The organism is Micromonospora sp. URMC 106, from assembly GCF_051386395.1.
Taxonomy (GTDB): Bacteria; Actinomycetota; Actinomycetes; order Mycobacteriales; family Micromonosporaceae; genus Micromonospora.
Genome location: NZ_JBPQTP010000082.1, coordinates 1 through 18,043, shown reverse-complemented (window position 1 = coordinate 18,043; position 18,043 = coordinate 1). Strand labels below are relative to the sequence as shown.

Sequence of the window (18,043 nt, the reverse complement as noted above, 5' to 3'; positions counted from 1 at the left end):
TGTCACGAAAACTCTCTACCATCGTGGCATTGGTTGGCCGTCCGAGCATTAGCAGCGGTGTCCCGCCGTGTCCGCGCTGGTCCAGGTCCCGGTTGCAGAACGTGGTGCGGCGGAAATGTGCCGGCCATGGGGTCATGTCCGGGGTTCACTCGGTGAATCCGTCCTGGGTTGGGGACGTCCGAGCACCCGGGGAGCGCCCACGACCTCATCGGTGGACGCCGCGATTCCGCCCGGCTTCTCGGCTGAATGTCCGCCTACCTGTCGCGGCCTTCAGGAGGCGGACCGGATCGGGAAGAAAATAGGAGCGCGTACTGATCTTCGCCGGCCATGCTGGTGCCCATGAAGCTTGCTGAGGCCTTGGCGCTGCGCGCGGATGCGGCGCGGCGCGCCGAACAACTCCGTGCCCGCATCACGGCCAGCGCCCGCTATCAGGAGGGTGAGGCGCCGGCTGAGGACGCCTCGGCTCTCCTCGCCGAGGCGGGCGACGCACTCGGTGAGCTGGAGTCGCTGATCCGGCGGATCAATCGCACCAACGCCGCCACGGCCGTGGAGGGGGTGGGCACGCTCACGGACGCGCTCGCGCGTCGCGACGTGCTCCGTCTGCGGCACAGCGTGGTCACGTCCGCCGCGGACGCCGCAGCGGGTGAAGGTCAGCGTGGATATCGGCAGCTGCGGTCGGAGTTGAAGATGATTCCGGCGCTGCCGGTGGCCGAGCTGCGCAGGCAGGCGGATGACCTTGCCCGGCAGCTTCGCGAGGTGGACACGTTGATTCAGCGGACGAACTGGGAGGTCGAGCTGCTGGACTGAGGAGTTGCGGAGCAGGTAGTCGACGTGGAGGTGTGCACGAACCCGCGAGCCGGCGGGTAATCCGGCTCACTCCTGGCGCGCCGCGGGCAGGCGTGGGGGTTCGATTCCCCGGCACACATCGCACGCCCAGCACAGCACACAGGTGACGGCGCACAGGGCACGGCACACCACCGGGTGCAGATCCACGACGGCGAGGGTGGGACAGGGGACTTCCGCAACCTCATACAACAAGGTCCGGCCGATTCCGGCCGCCGTCGGGACGCGCGATTGGGCGACGGAGGACGCACCCAGGCATCCACTACGGCGCGGCTACCGGGTAACCGATCGCGGCGAGGTCCTCCTGCGCCATGGCGACAGTGAGTTGAGGGTTCAGGGCGCGGACCACTGCGTCGGTTAGGGGCCGGTACTCGACGATGTGCGCGACCGCCATCCGGTCCACCTCGATCTCGTAGTAGTCGCCGCAGAACTCGACGAACCGGTCCACGATGTCGTCGAGCAGGATGTCAAGCATGCCGGAGCCGTCCGGCCCGACGTCGTCGTACGGCCCGAGCAACGGTGGGAAGTCGATGCCGTTTCCAGCGCGCCAGCGGTTGTCTTCCTTCAATCGCCACAGCACGGCGGTGGCGATAAACTGCCCCGTATCGTCGCAAAAGGCAGGTTCGGCCACCTGCGGGTGAAACGCTTCTGGAAGGCCGTCAAGCAGGCCCGGCCACAACTCGTGGTCGGCGTCGCGGTAGGGCGACATCGCCGATTCATGATCGAAGACCCGGATGAACGTGCCGTGGCTCGTGAAGACGATGGCCCACTCGTCGCCGCTGCCGTTGCTCATGAACGCCGCTTCATTCCGGCCCCAGCGAGAGGTGTAGCCGTAGTAGGGCGCCCCGCCGTCGATGATGCGTTCCAGAACGGCCAGCGCCTTGCAACGTTTCCGTAACTCGTCGATAGCGGGCAGCCGGGCGGCGATGTCGTACGCGGTCACCGGGCGAGCCTACGGGTGATAGAGACGTCGTCCGGCAAGCAGGGAGTCGTCGTGAATCAGTCTTCGTCAGTAGCCAGCACCGCGACCATGACGCCGCCGCCCTTGCCGATCACGAACGCGTCCATGACGTGTCGGGTGGCCGGTTCCCATGAGACCAGGTTGGTGTTTGTCCACCAACGGGTTCCATGGCCCAGCAGCTTCACCAGCGCCCGGAACACATCACCAGCGCGCTCCTGCGAGTATCGGTCCCGCGCCCCGTAGGCGAGTGTGCGTGAGGTCATTCCGATCAGTAGGGCGTAGGCGATGTCCTGGCTTGCCTCGCTCATCCGCGCGGACAGCTGCGCCGCGTCCTGCGGGGCCTGCGGCGGGGCTCCGGTTGGACCGCCAGCATCCACAACGGCGGCGCCGGTCAGGAACGCGAACGCGAGGAAGGGGTCGCTGGTGTCGATGGATCGGATCAAGGTCCACAGCTGGCCGTTGCCGTACGGGCCCGGCAGCCCGGCCAGAAGCTGCCGGATCCGTACGAGCCGCTCGGTGGCATCCACCGCCGATCACCCGGTCTGCTCGACCGGCCGGAACGCGTGGACCACCTCGATGAGCCCGACGATGTGCCGGTTGAACTCGTCGAGCTCCTCGGCCGGCACCCACAGCTCAAGGATGTCGCGGCCACCGACCTGCCGGACAGGGTATCGGGCGGCGAACTCCTGGTCGACGTGGAACCGGGTGACGTAGCCGACGCCGGAGGCGGGAACGTTCCAGTCCCGGGCGATCATGATCGCGTACTGCTCGTTGAGGACGGGATAGAAGATCGGCTGGTCGGGAAGCCGCGCCGGCCAGGCCTTCCAACCGGACGCGCGGACGAGCTCAAGCTCCTGCGGACCGGTCGGCCGCCATAGCGTCATCGTCTCCGTCACCACAGCTCTCCTTCTCCGATCGAGAAACGGTATCGGCAGTCGCGAAACGTGCTGGTGCCGGACCGCGCGGGTCTGGCAGCCTGCTGGTCGGGCCCGAGACGGATCCCCTGCCGGATCGTCAAGATCCGGATTAACGCACTGCGGCGTCAGACTCCACAGCAGCGGTCATGAAGCTCGGTAACTTCCTTCTCACCTTCCTTCCTCGGGCATGGCGCCTTCCTCCACTCGTTCCTGATGCGTCTACCCGGGATCTGGCAGGTGCGGATCGGGCAGGCCGAAGATGGCTTCCTGGGCCGCTTGGGCGAGGGTGGCCTGGGTGGTGGCGGGTAGTCCGAGCCTGTTCCAGTGAAAGATCACGTGCAATGCGATTACTGCCCGGAGGCCACGGGTGAGGCCGCCCCTTTCCCGTTGGCGATGTAGGGCCGTGCCGGCCTTCTCGAATGCGGTGTACCAGTCGCCGGTGGTGCGAGGCGCGCCGATCAGGATGCGCCGAACGTCTCCGGTGAACCTCTCCCACGTGCGCGCATCGGTTGCGGGTGCCTGGTTGAGGTGTGCTGCGCGCTGATTGACGACTTGTGCCCAGACGTCGCCTTGCTCGTTGAGGTCCAGCCCTGCTGCGCGCATCAGGGCGGTGCACAAGATCAGGGAATGTTCGCGCCGGGTGCTGGGGAGCTGGTGGAGGTAGGTGAGGAGGTGGCGGCTGTCGTGGCGGAACAGCGTGTGCGCGGTGGTCATGGCGTCGTGGCCGCCGAACGCGTGGGTTTCGGGTTCGTAGATGTCGCTGGTCCAGGTGATTCCTTCGGTGAGTAGCCGGCGGGCCCGGCCTCCGCCGTCTGGGCTGTTTGTGGGTAGGTAGCGGATGCGCCAGGCGCCTTTGCGGATGAACCACCAAGAGGTGATGAGGCCGGCGGTTTCGGCGGTGGGAAGCACTCGGCTGAGGTGGACGACCGCGTGTTGTTCGCGCTCCCGGGCGGTCTGGCCGGGGTAGGTGATGTTGACCTGGTGCCAGGGGGTGCGGTCCACGGCGGCTCTTTCGTCAGGTGAGGAGGAGACAGGCGTCCCATGTGGTGGCGGCGGCGGTGACGAGGTGGGCTCCTGCCTTGCCGTCGAGAAGCCCCTCGGGCTCGTTGGTGGTGGGGGCGGGTTGCCGGTGGAGATCTTCTACGGCAGCCAGGGGTATTGAGGTGAGGGCGTCGGAAGCGATGCGGCGGGCGGTGGCCACCAGTCCGGCGGTGCCGTGGCACAGCCCTCGGTCGGTGAGCCGCCGAATCTGTTCAGGGTCGGTGACGCAGGTGGTGAATGCGGTCTCGGCGACGTTCTGGCGGGTGGTGTCGTGCAGGGCTTGTGCGGCGAGTTGCTGCGCGCGGGCGATGCCGGGGGTGCCGTAGCACCAGGACGGCCGCAGCGGGGTTTGTTGGGCCGGTGTTCCGCGGCGTAGGTCGGTGAGGGTGATGGTTTGCGGCCACCAGGTCGTGCCGTCGGTGTGCTGTTGCCAGGTGTCCATCCATCGGCTGATGCGGGTGATCGCCGTGGTGTGTCCGGCGACGGTGATGCCGTCGCGGAGGGTGAGGGCGAGCAGTGCCAGCGGGCCGGTGATGCCGTGGGCCATGCCGAAGTTCGCGTGACCGCCGACGGGCGGTGGCTGGTGGCGTTCGGGCCCGTTCCAGCACCACCATCCGGGGAGTTCGCCTCGCGGTTCGGTGAGCCGGACGAGGTAGTCCAGGACCTGGCGGAGCAGGTCGTGATCGCCGAGCCGGCGCAGAACGACACCGAGCCCGGTCAGCCCGCGGATGAGGTCGTACTCGGCGTAGTGCGTCTGCTGGTGTCGGTCGATGCGGCGGTGGGCGGCGTCGAGCCGTCGGCGGGTTACCGTGGCGGTGCCGTCGGCGGTGGCCGCTCGGGCCTGGGCGAGCCCCGGGTGGTCGGTGGTGGCGAGGACGAAGGCGAGCGCGGGAGCGCCGTAGAAGAGGCTGGCCCCCTCGGCGATGCTCACGCCACCGGCGGTGGCGTGGCGTAGTGCCTTGTACGCCGCAGGCCGGTTGCCGGTTTCCAGGTGCAGCAGGGCGATGCCCGCCGCGCCGTCGGCGAGGGACTGTCCCGCGGTCACGGCTTACGCCCGGCGAGGGTGGTGCGGGCGATGGTTCGGGCCAGCCGCAAACAGTGTCGTTCGGAGGCGAGGTCGACGCCGATCATGCGGGCGTGATGCAGGTGCAGCAGGTCGCCCAGCACCTCGTCGGGGTCGAGTCCGTCATCGACGACCAACGACCGGTAGGCGTCCAGCGCTGCCGCGAGTCGCTCGTCTTGCACCCGGCGCCGGGCATGTTCGAGCTGGGCGGGGTCGAGGCGGGGCCCGGACCGGTGGGCGACGTGGGTGGCGAGCCAGCGCGGCCCGTCGCCGGTGAAGCCGTCAGCGATGGCGATCATCCCGGCGGCGGTGGCGGCCTGGCGGTCGCCGGTGAGCCTGTGCACGACGGCGCGGGAGTCGGCGGCGAACACCCGCTCGGCGGCGGCGAGGGTCGCTGCGGCGCCGTGGCGGGTTTCGGGGCGGTACGGGTGCAGGCTGTAGTCGTGTACGACGGCGCCATCGTGCAGGTGCTGTACCCAGCCGGCGAGATGGCGGGCGATGCGGGCGAACCGGCCGGTGTCCGGAAGCGGGATGCGTAGCCGCAGGTGCGGCTCGGGGTAGGGATACCGCAGGAACCACCAGCCGCCTGGTAGGTGGTCGGCGGGGCGGCCGGCCAGGTCGGCCAGGATGTCGTCGAGCCGACCGTGTAGGTGTGCCTCCAGCCACCGTGACCGCCCAGACCAGTGCTGAACAGTGGTGGCAGTTTGGGCTGGTCGGGCTGTTCGGGCGGCCGGCGCGGGATGGGTGAGGGTGAGCAGAAGTTCGGCGGGGCGGTCGTCGATCCAGCCCGCTGGCCCTGGAACCTCGGTGATCACGGTGCGGGGATGCCGGTCGAGGTGATCGCGTAGCACCGCCAGGTGGGCGTCCTCGTCGAGGTCGAGACGTAGGCGGATGTCGTCGTCGCCGACCAGGACCTGCTGCGGGAGGTGCCGCTGGTGGCGGTGTCGCTGCCAGGCGTCACGCCACTGCGGCCATGCGGTGCCCTGAGCGGGAAGCGTGGTGGGGTCGATGATCCAGCGGGCGGGGTGCACGACGGTGCGTCCGCGCCGTAAGCGGGGTAGGAACGGCAGGCCGCTGGCGTGTCCCCAGTCGAACCGGCTGCACGGCGCCGTCCATGCGGTCCAGATCTCGGCCAGGAACCGCACCAGCGGCTGCTGCAGCGTGGGCAGCAGCACGCTGTTGAACAACAGCGGTTCCACGGGCTGACCGGTGGTCAGCGATACCAGCCACAACCGGCGTCCGTCGCCGGTCACCGCCAGATCCTCGACCGTGTACGGCGGTGCCGGGTGGAAATCGCCGACGGGAAGGACGGGCAGCAGCTCGGGCGTCCGGGCCACTGCGGTGAGCCGGGCGTCCAGCGGGGGTCCGGACAGCTGCACCGTGGCCGCGCCGGGCAGGGCGGTCGGCAGGTGCCGGTAGACCTGCTGGAATCCGGCGAGTTCGGCGGGGGTGAGCAGATGCAGGAACCGGGCGGCGGCGACCCCGGCGTGGCGGGACCCGCTGAGTACCGTCAGGGTGAACGCGCCGCCGTCCAGATCGTGCGGGGTGTCGGCGGCGAGGGTGAACCGCAGTTCGGTGTGCGGGATCGGCGGTCGGTCGTCATCCCCGCGTAGCCGGTCGATCAGCGGGTCGTCGAGCACCACTTCGGCGCAGCCGTCGAGTGCGGCCTGCTGCGCGAGCTGTCCGAGCAGCCGGTCTCGGGCGGTGAACAGCGCTGGGGCACGGCGAGCAGATCCCCGGTAGCCAGCCGGGAACCCCAGCACGTTCAGCACCTCACGGATGGGAACAGCCGCTCCTGGGCCCCACCGCTCGATGAACGCGGTGTGGTACTCGGTCCATCCGGCCGGTTGAGGCGGCGCTATCGCCACGAGCGTCGACGCGGCCCGTTCCGCCTCACGCAGTACCGGCGGGGGCAGGGTCACCGCGGTGTCGGCGCGCAGATCAACGGCGACCCGGCTATCCGGCTCCGGAATGGCGTAGTGGTGGGCGATATGTTCGGCCGGGTCGGTGGCGGTCATGGGTGGGCGTAGGGCCGACAGCAGCACCCTGTTGTGGACCAGTTCGGCCAGCAGCCGCTCGGCGTCAGCGATGCTGGCGGGCCCGGCGATTGTCGCGGCGAGGTCGACGAACCTGACCGGAGACCGCGCCGCCTGGATGGCAGCTCGGATCGGGCCGGTCAGGCGGATCTCGACGTCCCACCGGCGATCGGCGCTGGCGTGGGCGCAGGGCAGCACCCACCTGTCGCCGCGCCAGTATCCCAACGAGTTCGTCACCACGGCGACCGTGCGCAGGGTGGCGAGGTCCTGTTCGGCCCGCGCGGTGGTCTCGGCGATGTACTGGCCGTCGGGTCGGGAGACCGCGTGATGTGCCTCGCCCAGGCGGACCGCCGCGCGAGCGCCGAACTGGACCGGGGCTACGCCGGCGAACGTGCCGAACGGGGTCGCACGGGTGGTCCAGCGCAGCAGGTATCGGACCGCTGACTGCACCAGGCGCCGCAGCCGCTTCTGAGGCACCGGCTCACCGTTTAGAGCGCGTTGGATCTGGTCGGCCAGCTGCGGCGCCGCGCAGACGACGGCAGCCGCGAACCCGGGCAGCGTCCACGTCTTGCCCAGCCACTCGCGCCACTGATCGGGATGACCGTGGGCCAGGTCGGGCCAGGCAGGCAGCACGAGGCCCTTCGGGTAGGCGGCGATCCTTATCAGCGCCGCACCAGCTGCGGGAACCATGATGCACCACCGAATCGACGGGCCCGGCGCGCTCGACGCCGGGCCCGATCATGTGAGGAACGGATGGGTCAGTTGCCGCCGTCGCACCTGGTGGTGCAGGCGTTGGAGCCGGTGTTGCCGGAACCGCAACCGTCGTCGGTGGCGGTGGCGTAGCCGCCTGCGGTGGGGCCGGCGTCGACCAGGCTGACGTCCAGGGCGAACTCCGGGGCATCGGTTTCGTTCACGTGCGTTCCCTTCTATGCGGGGGTGAAGGTGAGGACGAAGCGGCTGTGCCGCTTGTCCAGCACCGTCCCGGCCGGCAGGTCGCCGTCGGGAGTACCAGCGGGCAGGACGTGCAGCACCGGCGAAGGGCTGCCCGCGTCCAGCCACGCGCGCATGTGTCCGACCAGCCGACCGGCCGCCGCTACGGCATCGGGCCCATGCGCGCAGGCGCCCAGGTCGAACATGTCGTCGTCGTTCCAGCGCAGCGTCGAGCGGTAGCAGAACGCGCCGTCGTCGAGGGCGGCGGGTGTGCCAAAGCGCCACGCCGGGGCGACGACGCCCGCATCGACGGCCTCCTGCTGAGCCGTGAGAACAACGAACTGCTGCCCCGAATCGGTGATACGGGTCGCCAGCCACAGGTCGAGGTCAGCCAGGACGGTGCGAGGGGGCAGGCTCACCCCGGCCCATGCCTGCGCCGGTGGCTGCGCCAACAGCCCACCGACGGCGTGCCCGTTGACCTGCTGGTCCTCGTCCAGCCGCAGGTGGACCCCGTCAGCGACGTCGACGTACCGCACCTCATGCGCCCCGGCGCCCTGCATCGACACGAACCCGCACAACCGCTGGCTGTGGCTGACCAGTCGGTTCCCTGTCCGGCGCATCGCCCAGGAGCGGGTCATCCCGAACGTCCGCAGTGGTACGACCAGCGTTCCGTTCTCGGCGAGCTGTGCGGTCCAGGCCGGGGGAATGTCCCATGCTCCTACCGTCACGATGATCAAGTCATAGAAGCGGCCTGGGTCGATCGGCTGCTCGGCGTCCGCGCACACCACGGCCACGTCGTCGTAACCCGCCGCCGTAAGGCAGGCGGTGGCGCGGTCGGTCACCTCGCGATCGATGTCCACGGTCGTGACCGAGCCCGACGGGCCGACCAGCTCGCGCAGCAGCGCGGCGTTGTATCCGCCGGAGCCGATCTCCAGGACGTGTCGGCCGGGTAATCCGCCGTCGATGGCGTCGGCTGCCTGACCGAGCATCTCCGCGATGAGCCATGGCGCCGACACCGAGCTGACCGCCTCGTCGCCGATCCGCTTGGTCACCACGGCCTGGTCGGCCCGGTACGCCTCCGTCAGCGCGGCATCCGGTGTGAACAGGTGGCGTGGCACGGACCGTAGCGCCGCCTCCACCTCAGGCCGCATGATCAGCCCTTTCTCCGCGTGATCAGCGACGAGCTGATCGACCATTGCGGCATGGAGGTCCTCGCCGCTCGCCGTGTCGACACTCATTCGGGGCTCTCCATTTCCATCAGGGCCTCCCGATCGGATGGCCCGCCGTTCCGCTCTTCTCGGGCTCAACAGGGCGTCAAGCCGCTGGACTCGCCAAGTCACATGGAAGTCTCAAGTCGATGTGGTGCCGGTCGAAGGTTGCGTCCTGCTGGCGTGCATGGGTCCCCGGGGTGAACGCACGGATACCCGTGGGCATGATCGTGCGTCCGGCGGCGAGGCCGAGGGCGTAGCCGGCGTGTATCAAGATCACGGCGGCGGAACGGTCTCCTGCTCCACTGCAACCTCCCGCGCTAGTCCAAGTCAGGGGCGGGTCTGACGAGCAGCCAGCGCCCGTCTCCACACTCACCCGTCGAGTCGGTGGAGTGAATGCCGAGCATGCGGACGAAGCGGTTGTCCGCATGTGCGCCGCCGATGAGCTTCTCCCGCATCTACGCATCTCGGTGTTCTTGGTTGCGCCGCGCTGAACACTGAGTGACCCTATGTGCGCGGTATCCATGCTGCTCATCGCCGCGATGGTGCAAACAGTCTGAGGAGGCGGTGCTATGGGCCAGGCCCCGCGGATGCTTCAGCCGTCCCTGTCGGAGCGCCACTTCTTCGGCGCCGAGCTGCGTCGGCTGCGGGAGCGGGCCAACCTCTCGCAGGCGCGACTCGGCGCGATGATCCGATTCAGCGCCGACCTGGTGCGTCGGGTCGAGACAGCGGACCGTTTCCCGTCCCGTGAATTCGTCGAGGCCTGTGACAAGGCGCTGGCGACCGGAGGGGCTTTGACCCGCCTGCTACCGCTTCTTGAGGGAAGTCGCGCCAACGAGGGTGTGCGGCCAACTTCGCCGAGCGGTTCTAGCAACGCCGACGCCGTGCTGCCCGCCCAATCGGCGGAGACGCCCGGGATGGCGGACATGGTCGTCCGTGTTCCGTTCCAGCCAGGCGTTCTTGACCGCGCCGCGCTGGACTGGCTGAACGCTCCGGCGGGACCCCGGCTGTCCGTGGCCGGACGGCCCGGCTCGCCCGACCAGGTTGACGAAGAGGACCTTCACTCGGCGGAGACCGCTCTGGCGATGTTCCGGCAGTTGGACCACACCCACGGCGCCGGACGAGTCCACGCCCAGGTGCAGCGGTACGTCGAAGGTGAACTGAACCGGTTGCTGGCAAACACCCCCACCTCCGAAGCTGTCGGTCGGCACCTCTATACGCTGGCGGCGGGATTCTTCGAGCTCTGTGGGTACCAGGCGGTCGACACCGGCGCCCATGGCCTTGCCCAGCGCCGCTACCTTCGCGCTCTACGTCTGACGGAAGCCGCCGGCGACCGCCTGTACGGCAGCTACCTACTCGCCGTTAACATCGGCCACCTCGCGCTGCACTGCGGCCACCCCGAGCCGGCACGGCGCATGGCGCTGACGGCGGTGAGAGGAAGCGAGACCCAGGCGACGCCGGCTGTGGCAGCCGCGCTGCACGCGGTGGTGGCGCGTACGCACGCCCGTCTTGGACGCGAAGGCGACTGCCTGACCCACCTCGGCGTCGCGGAGAGGGAACTGGCCCGCAGTAAGCCCGAGGACGAGCCGGCGTGGATCCGGTACTTCGACGCGGCGTACCTCGCCGACGAGATCGCCCACTGCTTCCACGACCTGGGTCGACCGCAGCAAACCCAGCGGCACTTGGCCGACGCCCTCACCGCGCTGAGCCCCACCCACGTCCGGCGGCTCGCCATCGACACCGCGCTCCTGGCCTCGTCGCTGGCCGCTGCTGGCCGCATCGACGAAGCCTGCGCCACCGCATGCCAGGCAGTTGACCACGCCGCACGAACGACTTCACACCGCTGTCTGCAGCGCATCGTCGAGGTACAGGCTGACCTCGAGCCCTACCGGTGTGAACCGGAGGTCCGCGAGTTCGGCGAGTACGTGCGTCACCGACTACCGCTGGCGGCCGTGTAATCCCCGTGATCGTTGGCCGCATCTGCCATCACCGAGCGGTAGTGAGCCAGCTCTGCCTCCAGCGCCGCGCCCGCTCGACGGGACGTCGCCACATAGTGACCGACACCAGGAAGGAGCAACACCTCGGGCGCCATACCGAGAGATGTCAACTCGTCGGCGAGTTCGCGTACATCCTCGACCACGGCCACCTCGTCGGCGGTGCCATGAATGAGCAGCACCGGCCGCTGGACAGCGGCGGCACGGACCCGGCCGCCACCACCTCGCAGCCGCATCGCGTGCGCCCGCTGGAACCGCGGCACCGTCTCCGTCCACCGGTCAGGATCCACGATTGCCGACACGGCGGTGGCCGCGGCGAACGGGCCGTCCTGGGCCATCGCGTGCAACGCGGTGTATCCGCCGGCGCTGGCGCCACGGATGAACACCTGCCCTGGCACTGCCCGCCCCGTCGACAGCAGGTGAACCGCCACCGCCGCGCAGTCATCAACGTCGTCCAGACCCCATCGGCCGTACAGCGATTCCCGGAAGGCCCGGCCGTATCCGGTGCTACCCAGGTAGTCGACATCAACGACGGCGAAACCGCGGCTGGTGAAGAATTGCGCCTGCCAATCCAGGCGCAGTAGGCAGGAGGCGGTAGGCCCAGGATGCGCCCGAACGATCACTGGTGCCTGCCAGTCCGCCGCCGAGCCCGTCGGCGGATACACCAGGGCAAGCACCTCCCGATCGTTCGCCACTCGAACGCGCAGCTGCGTCGGCGTCGATACGCGCGCCCCGTCGAGCTCGGCGTGCTCCGGCCTGGCAAGCACCTTGACCTGCGGATGGGCGCCAGCTAGATCCACGAGCGCGACCTGCGGGGCTGCGGTCGGTGACGACCCGATCATCGCCACCGTCGTCCCTCTAACGGCCAGATACGGCTTGATCGACGTGTACGGGAGGTCGACCGGGCGGACAGTGCCGTCGGGCTCGATGACGACAAGACGGTGTCGCGGCCCCTCCTGCACCGCCACGACGATCCGGTCGTCGTCGAGGAAGCCGTACGACGCGTAACCCAGCTCCCATGGCTCCGCAGCGCACTCACCCGCGATCGGTGCCACCGCCTCCACCTTGAGGCCGTCCCATCGGTAGAGGTTCCACCAGCCACTACGGTCCGACACGAAGTACAGCGCCCCGTCGGGTCCCCACTGCGGCTCCACCGCCGATTCATCCGGACCGCCGGCCAGTCTCACCGGGTGCTCGACCACCCCACGCGGCGAGTAAGAGGCCACCCACACCTCACACGCATCCCAGGGCATGTCGCGCTCGCTCCACGCGGTCCAAGCCAACGACGCCGGACCTGGCCGAGGCGCGCCAAGGAACCCCGGGGACGAGGCGAGAGTCCGCATCTGCGGAGCACCGGTGAGGGACACCGCGACGAGTTCGTCACCCTGCTCCGACTCCCGCACAGCCAGCAACTCGCCGTCGCCGATCGTCAGGTCACCGAAGGATCCATGGCTGACCAAGTCGAGTTCCTCGCCGTGACGACGGCTCCGGTAGAGGCCATCTCCGCCGACGCACCACAACGTTCCCTCGACGACAGCGAACGATCCGCCTCCGTATGCGTGAACGCCGCTGCTGATGCCGAAGCCCTCGGGACTGACATCACGCTTGCCCTCGCCTGGCCGCCAACGTGTCAGCGTCGCAACCCCGCCGGCGTCGGGGCGAGTCTCCAGCCAGTACAGGCCGCCATCACCGGCACGCAGTTGGTCGTAGCTCACCGAGGCGCGGACGGCGTCGTCGACCGACACTTCAGCAATCCTGTCCGCCAGCCTCACGGGTCCTCCTCGAACAACTTCCACGCGCGACCGGACGGCGGCGGGCTCGTCGACCGGTCGCCGGGCACCGGCCAAGGCCAGCGGAAGTCTCGGTCCTCCGGGCCGCCGCGAATGCTCAGGCGTGGCCGACTCTACGCCCGAGCGCCTCGTCCCTGCCGCTGGATGTCCTTTGCAAACTGCCGATGGCCCGTTCGCTCTCGCGGGGCAACGTCGATGCGGACAACACTCTTGTCCGCATCTTCGGTATCGACCAAGCCATTCGAATCGAGCCACCATTCGGAGCGGTATGACCATTCACGGGCGGCGCAGCAGCAAATGTTCCGCTCTCCGATAACGACCTCAATGGAAGGGTCCGATGCAACTACAGGAGGAACTGGCCCGCTACGGCTACCGCCAAGAACTGGCCCGGAAGCTGCGGTTTCGAGACCTGGTCGCGTACGGACTGGTGTACATGGTGCCGATCGCGCCGATGGCGATTTTCGGCAGCGTGTACGCCGGATCCGGCGGGATGGTGGCCTTGGCGTACGTGGTCGGTGTGGTGGCGCTGGTGTTCACCGCGTTCTCGTACGCGCAGATGGTGAAGGCGTTCCCGATGTCGGGAAGCGTCTACAACTACGCCGGCCGGGGGATCAGCCCGCCGGTCGGTTTCCTGGCCGGCTGGGTGATCCTCCTGGACTACGTGTTGGTGCCGGGCCTGTTGTATCTGGTGGCGTCGGTGGCGATGCACGCGACGGTGCCGGCGGTGCCGGTGTGGTTGTGGCTGCTCGGGTTCGTCGCGGTCAACACGGTCGTCAACTCGGTCGGGATCCGGATGACCGCGGTCGTTACTCGGGTGATGCTCGTCGGTGAGCTGATTGTCCTGTTGATCTTCCTGGTCGTCGCCGGCTGGGCCCTCGCGACGGGGAAGGGCAGGTTCAGCTGGGACGCCTTCTACAACGCCGACACGTTCACCTGGTCTCTGGTGGCGGGGGCGGTGTCGATCGCGGTGCTGTCCTTTCTCGGCTTCGACGGGATCAGCATGCTGGCCGAGGAGACTAAGGGCGGCTCCCGGCAGATCGGCCGGGCCATGGCCGCTGTCCTGGTGCTGGCCGGACTGTTGTTCATCGCGCAGACGTGGCTGGCCGCGATGCTCGTCCCTGAACCCGCCAGTCTGCTGGCGGAGGGGGATCCGAATGGCACCGCCTTCTACGACGCCGCCGCCGTGGCTGGCGGGGGCTGGCTGGCGACTGTGTGCGCGGTGGCGACGGCGATCGCGTGGGGGCTGCCGAACTCGATGGTCGCCCAGGTCGCCACCTCACGGCTGCTGTATGCGATGGCCCGGGACCGGCAGCTGCCGGCGTTTTTGGCGAAGGTGTCAATCCGTCGCAGCGTGCCGATCAACGCGACCCTGCTCACCGGCGTGGTGTCTCTCACCCTGGGCCTGTACATGGCGACCCGGGCGGATGGGATCACGCTGCTGTCGTCGCTGATCAACTTCGGGGCGATGGTCGCCTTCCTCGTCCTGCACGTCTCCGTGGTCGTGCACCACCTCATCCGCCGACGTACCGGCAACTGGTGGGCGCACCTGGTGATGCCTGGGATCGGGTTCGTGATCCTCGCCTACGTGGTGGTCAACGCCAACATCGCCGCCCAGCGCCTCGGCCTGGTGTGGCTGGCCCTGGGCGTGGTCGTCCTTGCCGGCCTGTACCTGTCGGGCCGCCGGCCGGTGCTGTCCGGCCTGACACCGGTCGCGCCGCAGCACCTGCGTGACGTGGAGAGGGTGTGACTGGTATGGAGAAGATCATCTACCGGCCGGCGCGGGACGAGTTCGCCTACACCTTCGGCGGTCGGATGCCGGTCGCGCATGTGCGCTCCGGGGACGTGTTGGAGGTGTTCACGGAGGACTGCTTCGGCGGCCTGGTGCGGGGGCCGGGGGACCTGCCGTCGCAGGTGTGCCGCATGCCCTACCTCAACCCGGTGTCGGGGCCGTTCTTCGTCGAGGACGCCGAGCCCGGCGACACCCTCGCCATCCACCTCGCCTCGATCGTCCCGGCCCGGGACTGGGGTGTGTCGGCGACGTTCCCGCACTTCGGGGCCCTCACATCGACCTCCCACACCGCCACCCTGCAGCCACCCCTGCAAGAGCGGGTGTGGATGTACGGGATCGACCGCCCGGCCGGAACGGTGCGGTTTGAGGCCACCGAAAGCGACCACACCGTCGACCTCCCGTTGGATCCGATGATCGGCACGATCGGCGTCGCCCCCGGCGGCATGCAGGCACTCTCCACCATCGTTCCGGACACCCACGGCGGGAACCTCGACACGCCCCATCTGAGAGCCGGGAGCACCCTGTATCTCGGGGTGAACGTGCACGGGGCGATGCTCGCCCTCGGCGACGGCCACGCCTGCCAGGGCGAGGGCGAGGCCTGTGGCGTCGGGGTCGAGATCGCCACCACCACAACCCTGATCATCGACGTCATCAAGGGTGCGCCGACGGTGTGGCCGCGCCTGGAGACCAACACGTCGATCATGTCGATCGGATGTGCCCGGCCGCTGGAGGACGCCTACCGCATCGCCCACCACGACCTGGTCGGCTGGGTCAGCGCCCTGACCGGCCTGGGCACCCTCGACGCCTACCAACTGGTGTCCCAGGCGGGCTGGGCACCGATCGGCAACGTGTGCGACCCGAACTACACGATCCTCGCCGCCATCGACAAGGCACTACTACCCGCCCCCGCCAGCGCCTACGGCGCAGTGCATGCCCGGCTGCGCCAGTCCGCGGCCGAGCTGCGGTAAGGGGCGACAGCAGATGAGCATGCCTCGACTGCCGCTGCGCGACGAGCTGTTCCTTCTCGCCCACAACGACGACACCGGCCAGCCACACATCCACCGCCAAGCCCTCGCCCTCGGCCTCGCCGGCGCGGTCCTGATCGACCTGTTCCTGGCCGGACGGATCACCCTCGACCCCAAAGACGACCGCCCCGCAGGCGACCGGTGGCTTCGACTGCACACCGATCAGCCGGTCGGTGACCTCATCGCCGACGCCGCCATCGCCTCCATCCGCCACGGGCGCGCCGCGCCAACCTTGAAGGTGTGGCTGCGCGGGTTCGCCGACGACCTGTACGAGCGCACCCGCGCCGGCCTGGTCGCCGCAGGCATCCTCCGGCACACCACCCGCCGCCGCCTCGGCGGCCTCGCCCGCACCGACACCTACCCCGCCACCGACAACAAGTGGGCAGTCGTCGCCCGCGCCCGACTGCGCTACCTCGCCGCCGGCCGAGAACAACCCGACAACCACACCGCCGCCCTCGCCGGCCTCGTCGCCGTCCTCGGCCTCACCGCCCACCTCTACCTCGACGACGACACCACCACGCTGACCGCGCACCTAAAGACCATCGCCGGCCAGCACCACCGCCCGGTCCGCGACATCACCGCCACCGTCGACGCCGCGGTCGGTGACCTCGCCACCGCCACCTACCGCTAACCCATCGGAGCAACAACCATGTCCTCGCGCAGTCGTGTTCGTGCTGCCCGCTGGTCGGACCGAGAGGCCGTCGCCGGGCTGATCGCCGACGCCCTGAACCCCACCCCGCTCGCCGCCTGGCTGATACCCGACCCGGCACGACGGCGCCAGGCCTTGGCCGACGTCGCCGTGATCTGGGTGGAGCACGCGATGTTCTTCGGCGACATCCACCTCACCGATGACCTCACCGCCACCACCGTCGGCTTCCACCGCTACCGGCCCATCCCACCACCGGCCAACTACCACACCCGACTCCGCGAGGCCGCCGCGGCGCACGCCGACCGGTTCGAGTTGCTGGACACCCTCTTGGCCGACAGGCAGCCCACCGAGCCGCACTACCACCTGGCGTTGCTCGCCGTGCACCCCAATGCCCGGCACGCCGGGTTGGCCAGGGCGATGCTGCGCTACCACCGTGACCGCCTCAACCGCGTCAACCTGCCGTCCTGGACCACCACCCTCACCGACGGCGACCGTCTGCTCGCCCGCTACGGCTACACACCCCGACCCGCCGTCACCCTGCCCGACGGCCCGACCCTGCACCCGATGCGCCGCAACACCCACCGCGACAACCCTGCGATGCCCATCAACGCCACCCGCCCCGACGCCCACTGGCACGACCTCCACGCCTAACCGCCGGCCCCAGCAGCAAATTCCGGCACGGGCCGACCACGTCCCACGGACACCGACATCACCCATGGCCTTCCCCCGCAGATACCCGCCAGACCTGATCGACACCGTCGTCCAGCGCGTCGCCGACGCCCGCGCCGTCCGCGCCTACGGCGCCATCACCACCGTCGCCCGGCAACTGAACCTCGACCCCCGCCTCGTGCAGAAGTGGGTTACCAAGGCCACCACGCCACCCGCCGCCACACCCGCCGAGGCCGGTGACCCGTGGGAGGTATACCTGCCGGCGGGGCTGCTGCACTGCCGGTTCTGCCACCAGGACATGAACCCGGCCGAGCCGCCGGACCCCGCGCCTGGCTACCAGTGCCCGGCCGGTTGCCGCCCCCGACCTCTCGCCGCTATCGCCCTCGCCGACACCGTCGGTCGGGCGATCTTGCACCACGCGCCACGTCTCACACCCCGGAACGGTGTACCGATGCCTCCACACCTGGTCGCCATCCACGCCGACCGGGTCCTCGCCCGCATCACCGCCGGCGCCACCACCCGGGACCTCACCCTCACCTGGCGGCCCGAACCCCTGCGCGCAGCCGACCAGCACGACGCCGAACGCGGACGGCGTCTCGCCGCCGCCCGCATGCTCGCCGCCACCGACCCCCTACGTGCCCGGCGGCTCCTGCGCGACACACTTGCCGGCGTCGACCCCGCCACCGCGCCCACTCACCCGCTACACGCCGACGCCGCCACCCTCCTGGCCGAACTGCTTCTGCGCCTCGACCAGCCCACCGACGCCGTCGGCTGGGCCACCTACGCCCACCACAGCATGTGCCACCTCCACAGGCCAACCCAGCCACGCGCCCTCGATGCCCTTCACCTCCTCGCCCTCGCCCATCGGCGGGCCGGACACCCCCAACGCGCCCACCACCTCTACCGGCAACTCGCCGAGCACCTCGCCGCCACCGAAGGCCCGCATGCCCACCGCACCCTCGCCACCCACGCCAACACCGCCCTCGTCCTGCACGATCTCGGCCACTGCCACGCCGCCCGCGCCCTGCTCGCCGACACCATCACCACCCACCGCCGCCACCACCGACCGCGACCACGCCAAAGCCCTACTCGCTCTCGCCTGCGACGACGCGGCTGTCGCGGCAGAGA

16 protein-coding genes are annotated in these 18,043 nt (G+C 69.5%); 7 read left to right on the top strand and 9 right to left on the bottom strand.

All coding sequences use genetic code 11. The features are described from left to right. The first annotated feature begins 339 nt into the window (after positions 1-339). On the top strand, positions 340-807 hold the full coding sequence (locus ACSNOB_RS22760) for a DIP1984 family protein (RefSeq protein WP_436688471.1): 468 nt from the start codon (positions 340-342) through the stop codon (positions 805-807). 298 nt (positions 808-1,105) lie between these two features. Here the strand turns inward: ACSNOB_RS22760 and ACSNOB_RS22755 are convergent, their stop codons facing one another. The 8 genes from ACSNOB_RS22755 to fxlM form a co-directional block, all read right to left on the bottom strand. After that, positions 1,106-1,786: a hypothetical protein gene (locus tag ACSNOB_RS22755; protein WP_436688470.1), complete on the bottom strand. Its 681-nt coding sequence runs from the start codon at positions 1,784-1,786 to the stop codon at positions 1,106-1,108. 56 nt (positions 1,787-1,842) lie between these two features. Beyond that, a complete protein-coding gene (locus ACSNOB_RS22750) occupies positions 1,843-2,331 on the bottom strand; it encodes a hypothetical protein (protein WP_436688469.1) in 489 nt (162 codons plus the stop codon). 6 nt (positions 2,332-2,337) lie between these two features. Then, positions 2,338-2,700 (bottom strand): ADP-ribosylation/crystallin J1, encoded by a 363-nt coding sequence (locus ACSNOB_RS22745; protein ID WP_436688468.1) that lies wholly within the window; start codon positions 2,698-2,700, stop codon positions 2,338-2,340. Between the two features lie 240 nt (positions 2,701-2,940). Next, positions 2,941-3,723 carry a thiopeptide-type bacteriocin biosynthesis protein gene (locus tag ACSNOB_RS22740; RefSeq protein ID WP_436688467.1) on the bottom strand — a complete coding sequence of 261 codons (783 nt, stop codon included), beginning with the start codon at positions 3,721-3,723 and terminating at the stop codon, positions 2,941-2,943. A gap of 13 nt (positions 3,724-3,736) precedes the next feature. Further along, on the bottom strand, positions 3,737-4,807 hold the full coding sequence (locus ACSNOB_RS22735) for a lanthionine synthetase C family protein (RefSeq protein ID WP_436688466.1): 1,071 nt from the start codon (positions 4,805-4,807) through the stop codon (positions 3,737-3,739). Continuing rightward, positions 4,804-7,551: a lantibiotic dehydratase gene (locus ACSNOB_RS22730; RefSeq protein ID WP_436688465.1), complete on the bottom strand. Its 2,748-nt coding sequence runs from the start codon at positions 7,549-7,551 to the stop codon at positions 4,804-4,806. The genes ACSNOB_RS22735 and ACSNOB_RS22730 overlap by 4 nt, the downstream gene beginning before the upstream one ends. Before the next feature lie 68 nt (positions 7,552-7,619). After that, a complete protein-coding gene (locus ACSNOB_RS22725) occupies positions 7,620-7,775 on the bottom strand; it encodes an FxLD family lanthipeptide (protein ID WP_393271017.1) in 156 nt (51 codons plus the stop codon). Positions 7,776-7,787: 12 nt separating this feature from the next. Continuing rightward, the gene (fxlM, locus tag ACSNOB_RS22720; protein WP_436688464.1) at positions 7,788-9,029 is read right to left on the bottom strand and encodes a methyltransferase, FxLD system; all 1,242 of its coding nucleotides are present in this window, start codon (positions 9,027-9,029) and stop codon (positions 7,788-7,790) included. A 542-nt stretch (positions 9,030-9,571) separates the two neighbouring features. On the opposite strand from fxlM, the gene ACSNOB_RS22715 reads away from it, so the two are divergent. Further along, positions 9,572-10,957, top strand: a complete 1,386-nt coding sequence (locus ACSNOB_RS22715) for a helix-turn-helix domain-containing protein (RefSeq protein ID WP_436688463.1) — start codon at positions 9,572-9,574, stop codon at positions 10,955-10,957. On the opposite strand, the gene ACSNOB_RS22710 is transcribed toward ACSNOB_RS22715, so the two are convergent. Further along, positions 10,930-12,117: a prolyl oligopeptidase family serine peptidase gene (locus tag ACSNOB_RS22710; protein WP_436688487.1), complete on the bottom strand. Its 1,188-nt coding sequence runs from the start codon at positions 12,115-12,117 to the stop codon at positions 10,930-10,932. The two genes, ACSNOB_RS22715 and ACSNOB_RS22710, sit on opposite strands and share 28 nt — an antisense overlap. 1,003 nt (positions 12,118-13,120) lie before the next feature. Here ACSNOB_RS22710 and ACSNOB_RS22705 point away from each other — a divergent pair. From ACSNOB_RS22705 to ACSNOB_RS22685, 5 genes are all read left to right on the top strand, one after another. Further along, positions 13,121-14,530, top strand: coding sequence for an APC family permease (locus tag ACSNOB_RS22705; RefSeq protein WP_436688462.1), 1,410 nt, complete (start codon positions 13,121-13,123; stop codon positions 14,528-14,530). Further along, complete coding sequence (locus ACSNOB_RS22700; protein WP_436688461.1) at positions 14,527-15,540, top strand: acetamidase/formamidase family protein; 1,014 nt, start codon at positions 14,527-14,529, stop codon at positions 15,538-15,540. Before ACSNOB_RS22705 ends, ACSNOB_RS22700 begins: the two co-directional genes overlap by 4 nt. A gap of 13 nt (positions 15,541-15,553) precedes the next feature. Beyond that, on the top strand, positions 15,554-16,228 hold the full coding sequence (locus ACSNOB_RS22695) for a GOLPH3/VPS74 family protein (RefSeq protein WP_436688460.1): 675 nt from the start codon (positions 15,554-15,556) through the stop codon (positions 16,226-16,228). An 18-nt stretch (positions 16,229-16,246) separates the two neighbouring features. After that, on the top strand, positions 16,247-16,897 hold the full coding sequence (locus ACSNOB_RS22690; protein WP_436688459.1) for an N-acetyltransferase: 651 nt from the start codon (positions 16,247-16,249) through the stop codon (positions 16,895-16,897). Positions 16,898-16,961: 64 nt separating this feature from the next. Next, a partial coding sequence (locus ACSNOB_RS22685) for a hypothetical protein (protein WP_436688458.1) occupies positions 16,962-18,043 on the top strand: 1,082 nt, incomplete at its 3' end.

Bases quoted from the DNA above. Each gene is read 5' to 3' on its own strand.
- ACSNOB_RS22760 (WP_436688471.1), top strand. From the start codon at position 340: ATGAAGCTTGCTGAGGCCTTGGCGCTGCGCGCGGATGCGGCGCGGCGC.
- ACSNOB_RS22730 (WP_436688465.1), bottom strand. From the start codon at position 7,551: ATGGTTCCCGCAGCTGGTGCGGCGCTGATAAGGATCGCCGCCTACCCG.
- fxlM (WP_436688464.1), bottom strand. From the start codon at position 9,029: ATGAGTGTCGACACGGCGAGCGGCGAGGACCTCCATGCCGCAATGGTC.
- ACSNOB_RS22715 (WP_436688463.1), top strand. From the start codon at position 9,572: ATGGGCCAGGCCCCGCGGATGCTTCAGCCGTCCCTGTCGGAGCGCCAC.
- ACSNOB_RS22705 (WP_436688462.1), top strand. From the start codon at position 13,121: ATGCAACTACAGGAGGAACTGGCCCGCTACGGCTACCGCCAAGAACTG.
- ACSNOB_RS22695 (WP_436688460.1), top strand. From the start codon at position 15,554: ATGAGCATGCCTCGACTGCCGCTGCGCGACGAGCTGTTCCTTCTCGCC.
- ACSNOB_RS22690 (WP_436688459.1), top strand. From the start codon at position 16,247: ATGTCCTCGCGCAGTCGTGTTCGTGCTGCCCGCTGGTCGGACCGAGAG.